The organism is Niallia sp. FSL W8-0951 (assembly GCF_038006525.1).
GTDB lineage: Bacteria > Bacillota > Bacilli > Bacillales > Cytobacillaceae > Niallia > Niallia circulans.
Genome location: NZ_JBBOVK010000001.1, coordinates 3818052 through 3832001 on the forward strand (window position 1 = coordinate 3818052; position 13950 = coordinate 3832001).

At 35.7% G+C, this 13950-nt stretch carries 10 protein-coding genes; 6 read left to right on the forward strand and 4 right to left on the reverse strand.

Annotated features, from left to right (window positions below; translation table 11 throughout):
• Window positions 1-29 precede the first annotated feature (29 nt).
• Window positions 30-2036, forward strand: coding sequence for a catalase (locus NSS71_RS18605; RefSeq protein WP_141231653.1), 2007 nt, complete (start codon window positions 30-32; stop codon window positions 2034-2036).
• Here NSS71_RS18605 and NSS71_RS18610 read toward each other — a convergent pair.
• Window positions 1920-2351: an NAD(P)H-dependent oxidoreductase gene (locus NSS71_RS18610; RefSeq protein ID WP_095258288.1), complete on the reverse strand. Its 432-nt coding sequence runs from the start codon at window positions 2349-2351 to the stop codon at window positions 1920-1922. The genes NSS71_RS18605 and NSS71_RS18610 overlap by 117 nt on opposite strands.
• Before the next feature lie 80 nt (window positions 2352-2431).
• Between NSS71_RS18610 and NSS71_RS18615 the strand changes: the two genes are divergently transcribed.
• The 5 genes from NSS71_RS18615 to NSS71_RS18635 all read left to right on the forward strand — a co-directional run bounded on the left by NSS71_RS18615 (window position 2432) and on the right by NSS71_RS18635 (window position 7300).
• Complete coding sequence (locus NSS71_RS18615; RefSeq protein WP_156485388.1) at window positions 2432-2590, forward strand: hypothetical protein; 159 nt, start codon at window positions 2432-2434, stop codon at window positions 2588-2590.
• A gap of 288 nt (window positions 2591-2878) precedes the next feature.
• On the forward strand, window positions 2879-3529 hold the full coding sequence (locus NSS71_RS18620) for an SIMPL domain-containing protein (RefSeq protein WP_095321968.1): 651 nt from the start codon (window positions 2879-2881) through the stop codon (window positions 3527-3529).
• A gap of 270 nt (window positions 3530-3799) precedes the next feature.
• Window positions 3800-4783 carry a GMP reductase gene (gene guaC, locus NSS71_RS18625; RefSeq protein WP_095258290.1) on the forward strand — a complete coding sequence of 328 codons (984 nt, stop codon included), beginning with the start codon at window positions 3800-3802 and terminating at the stop codon, window positions 4781-4783.
• Window positions 4784-5100: 317 nt separating this feature from the next.
• A complete protein-coding gene (locus NSS71_RS18630) occupies window positions 5101-5943 on the forward strand; it encodes a hypothetical protein (RefSeq protein ID WP_095321967.1) in 843 nt (280 codons plus the stop codon).
• A gap of 211 nt (window positions 5944-6154) precedes the next feature.
• Window positions 6155-7300 (forward strand): fused response regulator/phosphatase, encoded by a 1146-nt coding sequence (locus tag NSS71_RS18635; RefSeq protein WP_047940908.1) that lies wholly within the window; start codon window positions 6155-6157, stop codon window positions 7298-7300.
• A 102-nt stretch (window positions 7301-7402) separates the two neighbouring features.
• On the opposite strand, the gene NSS71_RS18640 is transcribed toward NSS71_RS18635, so the two are convergent.
• From NSS71_RS18640 to NSS71_RS18650, 3 genes are all read right to left on the reverse strand, one after another.
• On the reverse strand, window positions 7403-8260 hold the full coding sequence (locus tag NSS71_RS18640; protein ID WP_047940909.1) for a CheR family methyltransferase: 858 nt from the start codon (window positions 8258-8260) through the stop codon (window positions 7403-7405).
• A 12-nt stretch (window positions 8261-8272) separates the two neighbouring features.
• Complete coding sequence (locus NSS71_RS18645) at window positions 8273-11056, reverse strand: ATP-binding protein (RefSeq protein WP_341151914.1); 2784 nt, start codon at window positions 11054-11056, stop codon at window positions 8273-8275.
• 294 nt (window positions 11057-11350) lie between these two features.
• Window positions 11351-13837, reverse strand: coding sequence for a DEAD/DEAH box helicase (locus NSS71_RS18650; RefSeq protein ID WP_341151915.1), 2487 nt, complete (start codon window positions 13835-13837; stop codon window positions 11351-11353).
• Window positions 13838-13950 lie beyond the last annotated feature (113 nt).

Consider the following 13950-nt stretch of genomic DNA (forward strand, 5'->3'; position numbering starts at 1 on the left):
ATACATACTATCATTTAGGGGGTATTGAAATGGTAAATAAAAAAATGGACCAATTAAAAAAATACACCATTTATAATGAGCAAAACGCGGGATTAACGACCAATCAAGGCTTAAAAATGGCAGAAGATGAATTCTCCTTAAAAGCAGGATTAAGAGGACCTACTTTAATGGAGGACTTTCACTTTCGGGAAAAAATGACTCATTTTGACCATGAAAGAATTCCTGAGCGCATTGTTCATGCCCGAGGAGTTGGTGCACATGGCGTATTTCAATTATATGAATCCCTTGAAGCCTATACGAAAGCTGACTTCTTAAACGATCCAAATAAAACAACACCTGTATTCGTTCGTTTTTCTACTGTCCAAGGATCTAGAGGTTCTAGTGATACTGTTCGCGATGTACGAGGATTTGCTGTTAAATTTTATACAGATGAAGGTAATTATGATTTAGTTGGCAATAACATTCCCGTCTTCTTCATTCAAGATGCCATTAAATTTCCTGATTTTGTGCACGCTGTAAAACCTGAGCCACATAATGAAATTCCACAAGGAGCAAGTGCACATGACACATTTTGGGACTTCATTGGTCAAAATCATGAATCAGCCCATATGGTAATGTGGGCAATGAGCGATCGTGCTATCCCGCGCAGCCTCCGCATGATGGAAGGTTTCGGAGTCCATACCTTCCGCCTTATAAATAAAGAGGGGCAAGCCCATTTTGTTAAGTTTCATTGGAAGCCAAAGCTTGGAATTCATTCACAGGTTTGGGATGAAGCACAAAAGGCTGCTGGAAAAAACCCCGATTTCCACCGTCAGGACTTATACGAGGCGATTGAGAAGGGCGACTATCCTGAATGGGAGCTCGGTCTGCAACTTATTCCTGAAGAAGACGAATTTGCCTTTGATTTCGATATATTAGATCCTACAAAAATATGGCCGGAAGAGGAGGTTCCTGTTAAAATTGTAGGAAAGTTAACCTTAAATCGTAATGTCGATAATTTCTTTGCGGAAACTGAACAAGTTGCTTTCCATCCTGGGCATGTTGTTCCTGGAATCGATTTTTCTAATGATCCATTATTACAGGGACGTCTATTCTCTTATACAGATACGCAATTATCTAGACTTGGCGGACCCAATTTCCACCAAATTCCGATTAACCAACCAGTTTGTCCTTTTCACAATAACCAACGGGATGGTATGCATCAAATGACCATTCACCATGGACAAACAAGCTATCATAAGAATGCATTGAATAATAATCAGCCGGAACCAGTACCTGTTGAGCAAGGCGGTTATGAGCATTACCAAGAAAAGGTAGATGGTAGAAAGGTTAGAGGTCGCAGTGATAGTTTCCTTGATTTCTATTCACAAGCTAAACTTTTTTATAATAGCTTAGCACCATTTGAACAACAACATATAAAAGATGCTTTTAGCTTTGAACTTGGAAAGTGTAAATCAGAAGCGGTGAAAAACCATGCAGTCGCTCTCCTTAATCGAATTGACCGCAGTATTGCGGAAGAAGTAGCAAAAAACATTGGAGCAGTATTACCTCAAGAAAACCTAGAAGTAAAGTCAGTGAAAAAATCTCCAGCCTTAAGCATGGCAAATACCATAAAGAAACCTGACACTCGTTGTGTAGCGATTCTTTTAAATGGAGAGCCGGACAGCGCCCAATTACTTCAATGGGTTCAGGCTTTAGCAGCGAATAAAGTGAATTTCAGCATCGTGGATAAACATCTGCGTACGATAGACGGAGAATTAAAAGTAACGGACACATACGATACTGCTGATGCAAGCCTATTTGATGCTGCACTACTTATTAGCACCAGTACGAAGCTGGAAACGAAAGCTATTGAATTTATCGAAATGACTTTTAATCATTATAAACCTTTAGGTATTTCCATTAATGATTATGCAGCATTAGAAAAAAGCCGCATAACAATAAATGAACCAGGGATATTCGATCTTGCTAAAAATACGATTAATGATTTTATTACAGGTATAGCGGAAGCTCGATTCTGGAATAGAACAGTATAATATAATAAAAGAATGCTTATGTCTTGAAGGCATAAGCATTCTTTTGTTCCCTGCGCTCTCCATGTAGCAAACCGTCCCTTCTTTCTTCATTCCTGCAAATTGAAATACGGTTTTTTTCATGAGATTCTTATGCATATGGCGTCTTTTATTCTTTTCATCAAAATATAAGATAGGATTAAAATTTTCTTCATATAAATCTAAAAGCTGTATATCTTTTATAAAGCCGTTTTCCCTGCATCCTTCTAACACATTTTTCAATAGGGCACCATTTAAGCTCTCCTTGCTTGGATGTGTAAAGATAATCAATACGTTCATAAAAACCCTCCCATATGGTTATCAATTGATAATTGTTATTTGATAACTTCTGTGCTATTTTACCTTTGAGGTGATTCATTTTGAACGAAGAGCCATTTTTTCAACAGTTTATAACATTTACTGCTTCTGTTTATCAACTAAAGCATGCGTTAACCAATGATTTAAGACCAAATGATTTAACTCCCATTCAGAATAGTATTCTTAATATGTTTCCATTAATCAGCCGTTATCCAAAGTGAAATCAGCGACTGTCTGCAAATATCACTACTGAATACAAGCCGAGAATTGAAAAAATTAACGGAGAAAAATCTAATTAAGAAATTTACAGATGAAAAAATCGCAGAAAATAATTTATGTCACTTTCAGATGAGGGAAAAAGGGTAATGAATCACGTTTTTCTTAAAATGGAAATAAATTAAAGAAACGAATAGGCCACCTTTCTGCTGAAGAATTAGAGGAAATAAATACTGCGATGGCATTTTTACAAGGCAAGATGTTTTTTAATAAATATACAGAGGTGAATAATCATGTACCAGCCCTCCTCCTTTCTACCACCTAAAAGAAGTTTAACGGTATATGGAAATAGCACATTGTCGCTGGAACCAAATATTTGTAAAATAACGCTTGGTATTAATACAGAATCGAAAAGTGTAACAACTGCCCAACATGAAAATGCCCGTCTACATCAACAAGTCATTACAGCCATTTTGGGTTTAGGCATCCCCTCCTCCAATATCCAAACAATAGACTATACTATTTTTCCGCAATATGACTTTGTGGAAAATAAACAAGTATTCAAAAGTTATAAAGTAACCCATCTGCTATCTATTCTTGTCGAAACCATTCAGCTTGCAGGTAAGGTTATTGATACAGCTGTACAAAATGGCGCTAATCAAGTCATGAGTATTCACTTTGATGTCAGCAGTCGTTCCAAACATTACGAACGAGCGCTTCAAGGGGCCATTAAAGATGCTTTGTCAAAGGCAAGGGCCATTGCTGAAACTCTGCGTATAACCATCGATCCTATCCCAGTAAAGGTTATAGAAATCCCATCTGATTCTAGTATTCCTATGCCTTTAGCAAAGATGTCGTTTGCGGAGATTGGAGGAGTGTCTACTAATCTTGAACCCGGACAGCTGACAATTGATGCGAAGGTGGAAGTCAAATTTTCTTACTAAGCCCTTTTATTCCTCCAAAATTAGCTATGCTGAATTCCCGTTGAAAAATCAGATCCCATCACTTTAAAATGCCTTCTATTTTCTAATAAAAGGCATTTTTGCGTCCCACTCCTTTATGTAATAATCCTCTTCAAAATGATAACGTTTTAATAAAATTTTCCCATTCCATGAAAAATCTTTGACATCCTGATCAAAATAATGTAAAGTACCTAATGGTCGAACATTTATTAAATAATTCGACCCTAATATTCGTATTTAGGAGTGTATTTAATGGATAACGTGTTTGATTACGAAGATATACAATTAATTCCCGCTAAATGTATTGTGGATAGTCGTTCAGAATGTGATACAACCGTTACACTAGGCGGTCACACTTTTAAACTTCCCGTGGTTCCTGCCAATATGCAAACTATCATTGACGAAAAAATCGCTGTATACTTAGCTGAAAATGGCTATTTCTATATTATGCACCGTTTCCAGCCAGAAACGCGCAAAGCTTTTATCCGTGATATGCAATCCCGTGAGTTAATTGCTTCTATCAGCGTTGGGGTAAAAACGGAAGAGTATGACTTTATATTACAATTAGCAGATGAAAACTTGGTTCCTGAATTTATTACAATCGATATTGCTCATGGTCATTCTAACGCAGTCATTGCCATGATTAAACACATCAAAAAGCACTTGCCTAATAGCTTTGTTATTGCTGGTAACGTGGGAACTCCTGAGGCAGTAAGAGAGCTTGAACATGCTGGTGCAGATGCAACGAAAGTAGGTATCGGACCTGGTAAAGTTTGTATCACCAAAATTAAAACAGGTTTTGGAACAGGCGGCTGGCAGTTAGCTGCATTGCGTTGGTGTGCAAAAGCCGCAAGCAAACCTATTATTGCAGACGGCGGTATCCGCACACATGGGGATATTGCAAAATCCGTTCGCTTTGGGGCAACAATGGTTATGATCGGCTCTCTTTTTGCTGGACATGAAGAATCTCCAGGAGAAACCATTGAAAAAGATGGAAAGCTTTATAAAGAGTATTTCGGTTCTGCTTCTGAGTTTCAAAAGGGCGAAAAGAAAAACGTGGAAGGCAAAAAAATGTATGTAGAGCATAAAGGTCACTTACAAGATACGTTAACAGAAATGGAACAAGATCTTCAATCCTCTATCTCTTATGCTGGTGGAAACAAATTAGATGCCATTCGCAATGTAGATTATGTTATCGTGAAAAACTCTATTTTTAATGGAGATAAAGTGTATTAAATAAAATAGCACATTAGTAACCCCACCCCTTATACGGAGATGCTAGCATAAATTTTCGTATAAGGGGTGGGGTTTTTTGATTAAACACGAAATGGAAGGGAGCGAATGACCACTCTACTTTTTCCTTACTAGCTTAAAGAATGTTCGTCTTTCTCCATTCTATACTTTATTTTGTGCCAATCTCTTTGATTTTACAAAAACAGCCAATTAGGAGAGTGACATAGGTTAAAATCCCAGTTATAATATAACTAACTTCTAGATTAATCCTCTTGGATCCCCAAAAATAAAATAGAAAAAGAAAGGTTGATTGTATTTTTATGAAGAACTTTTCCTTCCACACAAACCACCGTGAACGAGAAAAATCCCCAGAAACAAGAATTAAACTGATTCCTCTTACCGGCACCCAAAGCAGAAGTGAAATACTAAAGAAAATAGAAATCAGCTCTCAATTTAATATGCGTTATCGAGGACTATATGAATATTATGGAGATGATTTAATAGCATATAAAAAGGAAAATCCTGCTGATTATTTCCGCAATGAATTTCTGCGAACATTCTCCAGTTATCTCACTGACTATCTAGAAGATAACATGCCGGCATCTTGGCATAAATGCAAGAAATCTTTTATCGAGTTACTCCTCCTTATTCACCTGCCTAATGCTTTAAAAATTTCCCAGGAACGTAATAGTATGCAGCACTTTATATCTGAATTTAAAAAGTTTTCCATATGGCTGGATCACAGAGAAAAAACGACGTGGACAAAAATGTCAGCTTCTTATGGACAGACATTCCATGAACTACAGTTATGTGAAGATTTGTTAAATAGATTATATCTACAAATGTATCCACAATTTTTTGCATCAGATTGGGATTATCAAAAAGATTTATCAAGAGTTAGGCAGCTCTTAGAGGAATGCACAGAGGTGGAGGATAATTTCTTTCAAATAAGCACTATTGATAGAAACACCGTTTATTTTTCCAATCTTCATACAAAGAAACAATTTCAGGTAAATAATTTTCCGATTGAGGAGCAATTTCTTGGGCTGATTCTTCATGGTTCCATCGGCCGCTTAGAAGGCCATTCATCGTGGTCTCTGCTTCTTACAGCAGGAGTGTATCCAAAGCGAGCAAAAAGATATTTAACTTTAAGAGGAAATTAAGATAAACAATAAAAACATCGAGGCAAAAAAATACATATGCTTCGATGTTTTTTTGTTTATCCATTAATTCTTCTCTTTATATAGGACGTATAATTATTATTATCTAATAAATAACGGTATAATTATAATTATACATAATTGAGGGTTGTTAATTAAATAAGATATACATAAGTTTTCTTATCATCATAATAGACAAGGAGTTATAAGAATTATGACTATTCTTTTAGTAGATGACAATACTGTCAATCTATTTGTAATGGAAAAAATACTTAAAAATGCTGGATACGATGATTGTGTCTCGCTAACCTCAGCTAATGAATTATTTCATTATCTACAACTTGATGCTCCTAATTCCACAGGGAATAGTGTGGACTTAATATTACTTGATATTATGATGCCAGAGATTGATGGCATTGAAGCTTGTAAACGCATTAAAAAAGTGGAAAACCTCAAAGATATTCAGATTATCTTTGTCACAGCATTAGAAGATAAAAATAAACTAGCAGAAGCGTTGGATATTGGCGGCGTTGATTATATTACAAAACCTCTAAATAAAATAGAACTCCTCGCAAGAATACGCGTTGCATTGCGATTAAAAGCAGAACTGGATTGGCATACCCAACATGAAAAAAAGATTCAGTATGAATTAGACTTAGCCACACATGTACAAAGAAGCTTATTAAGTTCACCTTTACAAGACGAACATATGCATATCGAAGTTTCTTACCTGCCTTCTTTTAATCTTGCAGGTGATATGTATTATTGGCATAAAATAGATGAAGATAAATATGCCATTATCCTTTTAGATATGATGGGGCACGGTATTTCTGCCTCTTTAGTATGCATGTTTATCTCCTCTGTCCTAAGAGAATCCGTTAAACAATTAGTACAGCCTGACCTTGTTATAAAAGAATTAAATCGTTATATGACTTTACTAAAAAATGAAAAAGAGGGGCTGCCTTTTTACTTTACAGCTATTTATCTAGTAATCGACACAAAGGAGAAAACAGTAAAGTATGTTAATGCTGGGCATCCTTATGGTTATATGCTAGTTGATGAAAATGATGTTGTGGCATTAGAACAAAGTACTTGTGCTGTAGGATTTTTTGACGAAATGGAAATTAATACAAAGGAGATCTCCTTTGAAAAAGATGTCCAAATTATTCTTTATACGGATGGGGTATTAGAAGCGATGGGCCCTTGTGAATTCGAGGCAGAAAAACAAATCCGATCTATTTCCTCCAAAAGATGGGAACACACTAGTTCTGTAATGGATTATTTACTTACAAAAGAACAGCAGTCTAATCAACCAGATGATATGTGTGTCTTAATGATCCAAGCAAAAGCAAATAACTGACATAATATTGTTGATTATTTACATAATAAAAGAAAAAGGGTTTCTCTTCATAGGAGAAATCCTTTTTCTTTATAACAAAGAGGCAGCACCGTTCGAAGAGCCTTAATAAATCTTTTGATAAAGTCTTTCGCCATCATCAAGTTCTCTATATTTTGGCATTACTTCAACAAAACTTAATGTCTCTTTATCCCCTAAACCTAGAAACCCATCTTTACTTAAACTCTCATAAAATAGATGATGCACTTGATTTTGAAGCATTGGGTTAAAGTAAATGAGTACATTTCTACAAATAATAACATGAAATTCATTAAAGGATTGATCTGTTACTAGATTATGCTGCGCAAAAATAATATTTTTCAACAAATCAGAATGAAAGTAAGCATATTGATGATCGGTTTTATAATATTCCGAGAAAGCATTCTTCCCACCAGCAAGCATATAATTTTTCGTATATGCTTGCATTTTGTGGAGAGGAAATGCACCTTTGCTTGCCTTTTCCAGCACAGTTTCATTCATGTCTGTTGCATAAATAACCGTCTTATCCTTCAATCCCTCTTCTTCTAATAAAATAGCCATAGAAAAGACTTCTTCGCCAGTAGCACAACCAGCATGCCATATCCGAATTTCTTCAAGATTTCGTAAATGCGGGATGATTTGTGCTCTAAAAGAACGAAAAAAGCTTGGATTCCTAAACATTTCTGTTACATTGATTGAAAAATCATTAAGAAGTTGTTCAAGGAATGCCTCTTCATGAATCACTCTTTCCAGCAGCCTCGTAATCGTAGGAATATTATCCATCTTCATTCTATAGTAAATTCTGCGTGTAATAGAAGATCGGTTATATTGACGAAAATCAAAACCTGATAATCGAAAAATCCCTTCGAGCAGCAGATCTACTTCGATGTCTGCATGATCTTGGTTCTCTACCTCTTGATCATTATTCAGGAATGGATAATCCATCTCCGTTCCTCCTTACTTTGCTAACCATACTCTTAAGACGGAGTATAATTGATCCAAATCTAGCGGCTTACTGATATAATCAGATGCTCCCGCCTCTAAACATTTTTCACGGTCATTCTTCATCGCCTTTGCCGTTAATGCGATAATAGGTATCTCTGTCAGATTCAGCGTTTGGCGGATAATTGTCATGGTTTCATAACCATTCATATTCGGCATCATAATATCCATTAGTATCACATCTAAATCTGTAGTTCTATCCAGAATGTCCAAACATTCCTTTCCGTTATAGGCAACAAGGACATCCATCCCTCTTTTTTCAAGAGTCGTTTTAAGAGCAAAGATATTACGATTATCATCGTCTACAATCAATACCTTTTTTCCTTTAAACACATCCTCATTCTCATCCTTAGAACTCACGATTTTTGTTTTTCTTTCTTCTTCCTGCTTTTGTTCTTCTTTAGCTATTTCTTGTCGAGCTTCTTGCTTTTTCACTTCCATTGTAGCAGCTACATTCATCTCACTAATATTGAGCTGAGTGTCTGCTATTCCATTTGGAAGACTTGGAATAATGAGGGTAAAAGTACTTCCCTTGCCTTCCTCACTCTTCAAGGAAATCCAGCCACCTAGCAATCTAGCAAACTCTCTACAAATGGAAAGGCCTAAGCCAGTACCTCCATATTTACGTACAGTTGCTCCATCTGCCTGCTGGAATGTTTCAAAGATTAATTTATGCTTATCTTTCGGTATGCCAATACCGGTGTCTGTTACAGAAATATCTAGCCAATCATTGCTTAATTCTCTCATACTGCGGCTAATCTGGTTTCTCTTCTTAATATTTAAGGAAACTGTTCCGCTTTCCGTAAATTTAAAGGCATTGGATAATAGATTTTTAATAATTTGTTGGAATCTCTTTTCATCTGTAAATACGATATCTTGGAGACCTTCCTGTTTATTTACTAAAAATTCTACTTCCTTCTGGTTAGCGATAGGTGCGAAGCTTCGCTCCAATTGTGAAGTAATATCATGGATGCTTACTTCTGCAAAATGAACATCAAGCTTGCCTGCCTCTACTTTGGAAAGATCAAGAATATCATTTATAAGCGAAAGAAGATCTTTACCAGAAGAATGAATAACATTTGCAAACTCCATTTCTTCTTCCGATAGGTGATTCGACTCATTCTCCGCTAACATTTCTGAAAGAATTAGAATGCTATTTAGCGGAGTTCTTAATTCATGAGACATATTAGCTAAAAACTCTGATTTATAATTAGAATTTTGAATAACTAACTCTGTTTTCTCTTCTAATTCCTCTTTTGCTTTTTCTAAATCCCTTGTCTTCGCTTCTGCTTCTCTTGTTCGATCTTCGAGCTGTTCATTAGTAGCCATCAGTTCTTCTTTTTGCATTTGCAGTTCTTCTGATTGTGACTGTAATTCCTCTGATTGTGTTTGCAGCTCTTCTGATTGAACTTGTAACTCTTCCGTCATTGCTCTAGATTCATTTAACAAGCGGACGATTTCCATTCTACCCATAATACTATTAATCGTTAGTCCAAATGTCTCCACTACCCCGGTAATGAGATTTTGTTGAAGGGCTGTAAATTCTGTCATTGTAGCAAGCTCAAGTACAGCAATCGCCTCTCCTTCAAACAGAACGGGTACAATGATAATACTGCGTGGAGAAACATCCCCTAGCCCTGTTGCAATTAAGCGATAATCACTTGGAATTTCTTGATAATGCAAGACGCGCTGTTCTTTGGCACTTTGACCAATCAGACCTTCTCCTAATTGAAAAGTATCTCGAGCAATCGTATCTCCAGATTCAGCAAATGTTGCCGTTTTTACATAGGTTTCCTTTTTTTGTTGAGTATCTTTCACATAAAAGGCTCCAAAGCTTGCATTTGTTTTTTGTGCTATTTCTGTTATAAACACACTAGCCAATGATTCAATAGAAGGAATCCCTTGTATTTTCATCACAATATCAGCAACGTTTGATTGTAACCATTCTCTTTGCTCAACGGTATCAAGAAGGCTATTTGTCACTTCTGCCAACTCTCTTATTTCATCGTTTGTCCGGACATGAATACGAGTACTGACATTTCCTTTTGAGGCAGCGATTGTTTTAATAGATTCTGTTACTTCCTTAATTGTTCTAACAATCGATTTAGAGGTTTGGCCAGCCAGACTAATAGCAACAAGAGAAATCAAGACTAATACGCCGAATAGTCCTACTGTTAAAGCATTATTTTGTTGGTCCAGCTTTGTTGCCCGCTTGGCCGACGCAGTCTTCTCTGTATCTCTAAGATTCGTAAACTTTTCTGTAATCTCGTTTATGTAATCCCGTCCATTATCCTCTTTGAAAAATTCATCAAGTTCTTCTGTATTATTTTGTGCTTTGTATTGAATGGTTGGCTCACCAGCCGTATTAATCCAATTCAAAATGTTTTCCTTTATTTCGAGTAAATTCTGCTGCTGTACAGGTTTATTACTCAATAATTGATACAATTCCTCAAATTGCTCTTTCCAATTTTCCTTCCCATCATTATACGGAATTAAGTAACTTTGGTTACCTGTGATTATGTAGCCACGCTGACCTGTCTCCATATCTAATACACTTTTCTCAATGGAAGATGTAAGTTCATGTATGCGAGAATCGTAATTGATAATCGAATTACGTTCCTGTTGAAGGGAGCGTATTTGATTATTTAGTAAAATTACTGACACAAGTAAGCAAAGAATGATAACAATGTAACCAAGGATAATTTTGGAGCGAATGCCAAACTTAAACTTCGAATCCATTTGATTACCTTCCTTAACTTATTTTCTATTTTAATAGTATAGTATTTACAATAAAAATGAAAAGGGAATTTGTTCTATTTTCTTCTTATTCATCTAGTTTATATTACTTTTTTTATCGCTTCAACTTTACAAGCCTATGCTTTATATTACCTACTAATGATTTAGTAAACAAAACGGTGCTTGAGTAACACTTTACTTTTCCATTGCTTACAACGTGGAAAACAAAGGGTGAGAATGACTATATTTACCGCTTCTCACCCTTCTCTAACATTCAAAGCCTTTATGTGTATTAATTTACGTCTGATAAAAACAATCATTACAAACATCAAACTTAAATTTAGCTGCTAGTTCTTTCCCACATTTCTTGCATTGCTTCGTCCGTTTCTTCCCTTTAATCCCTGTCTTTAACTGATCGTTTATTTGGTCACTCAATTCCAGTCTTACCTTTTCCCAATAATAAGCTTCTGTCCTTCTTTCTAACCTATATAGAAATAATAAGTGAAGACCAATCGCTTTGTAAGCGAGTTCCAGTTCCTCCAGACTATCTTGTTTAATTTTCGGTTCTGGTAAATCCCTGTTTTCCACAATTGCCTCCATATTTACTTTCCATTGCGCTCGTAATGAGGCTTCACTTGTGGCGAATGGTAGTTTCAGAAAACTAAATAAATCATGCAGGGACATTCTCGCTTCGACCATTGTATCCATAATCATTTCATATAGCTGCATTTCCTCGGTCAGTGAGGCCTTTTTTGTTCCTTCTGGACTTCTAAAATGTCCCCATAAATAAAAGAACAGCCCTAGATTATTGGAATACTTTTGAAACCTTTCTAAAACAGCACTTGTTGGTGCTATTGTGAATCCATACAAGTCTTCATCTCTTTTTTCTAATAAATACATCATTCTTTTACGGTCACTGGTGAAAGCAACCCGCCCAATATCATATATTCCCTTTCTTCCTGCTCTACCTGCAATCTGCTTCACTTCCTGTGAGGTTAACATCCTTCTTCTTATCCCATCAAATTTGTCATTCTCTAAGAAGACAATTCTCCTTATTGGTAAATTAAGCCCCATCCCAATTGCATCTGTTGAAACAATAACTTTCGTTTCTCCATTAATAAAACGCTCCATTTGTTTTTTTCTTGCTTCTGGTGGCATACTTCCATAAATTATACTGACTTGCCACCCTTTTCTTTGTAATTCAGAGGCTGTTTCTAAGACACTTCTTCTTGAGAAACACACTAATGCGTCTCCTTTTCTTGTATGACTTAATTGAAACAACTCATTTTCTACCTGTAACGGTGTCTCCCGTCGATATTCATGAACCTCTACATCTATATCACCTAATAACTGCAAAATCATGTTTTTGGCATGCAGACTAGCAATAATATGGACCTCTTTTGCATTTGCCTTGGTGATAGCGCGATACCATGAGAATCCCCGTTCTCTGTCCGCAATCATTTGTGCCTCATCAATGACAACAACTTCGTAAAAATCCTTTTCGTGAAACATTTCTACTGTACTCGATTGATGTTGAGCCTCTAGAACAAGCTTCTCTTCTTCCCCTGTTTTTAGCGAACATGGAACTCCTTGCTGATTTAGCTTCTCATATATTTCTAATGCTAATAATCTCAATGGAGCTAAATATAAACCGCTTGTAGCTTCCATCATTCGGTTAATTGCTTGAAACGTTTTACCAGTATTCGTTTCTCCAGTATGAAGGATATATTTAACATCTATATTGGTTGGAGGATAATATTCTCTTCCAAATATATCCTCAATCATTCTTGCTTCTTCTTCTTTACGTCGTCTTTGCTCCTCTCGATCTTCTGCTTCCTTCTGTTCCTTCCTTTGACGGTCTTTTTCCATAATCTCTTTATGAATTTCTACATCAAAAGGAATATCTAATAATTTTTCCAAATCGATTACATACTCAGAAAACAAATCCTCAAGAAACTCTTCTGTTATTTCTTCCAGTAAAGGCGTGCTTATTTCTAGTAAAAAGGAATTGCTTAAGGAATGGTCAAATATGTCTTCATATTCTTCTTTTATTCGAGTAGGCAATTTATCTTTAATCCATGTCGGCAAAAAATCAATTAAATGCTGAAAAATTAAATTTTCATATGCTTCTGTCCGGTCTTCCAAAAAGTAAAATTGGTTATAGGGCATATTCATTTCATTTGATAAATATTCTTCAAAGGTTAATTCCATCGAAGATAAAACAATGCCATTCCGTTCTATCTCTAGCGCGATATTGCTTCCTGTTAAATAGCGAATATAGAGAAACAATTCCTCATAATGCTTTTCCATTAATTGCTCAATATAATAAGAGAATTTCATTTTATATTTACGTTTCTCTTCTAGATCTTTCTGTTCTTCTACGTCTTGCAAATAGCTTTTTCGTCTTTCTTTATACCTTTTTTCCCATTCTTCTTTATTATCCCCTAGGTTTGTTCTTATCCATTCTTCATAAGGGAATACTTCAACCTCGCGAATTTCACTTCTAAATAATCGGTTAATAACCTTTTTATTAAGATCATTAATGTCTAATCCCTTATTCGTGAGATATTGCTTCTTCTCAGCATACTTGACATGACTAGTTGCGGTATTAAGCCAAGTATTTAGCCAAATTTGCTCTATAAATACTTTTCGGTCATCCATATATTGTTCAAAAGCAGGCAGACGATCTTGTTTCTCTAAATACTTATTAACATCATTCAATATATGGTTTTTTGTTTGTTGAATCGCTTTATCGTATTGCGGTTTTAATATTGGATTTATCATGATGAACTCCTATAGGAAATGTTATACCATTCTTATTTTCCTTTATTTTATCTTAGACATGTAGTTTTTTTAAAATTTTTTAGACTTTCTCCCATTTTTCATGTGGACTTTAT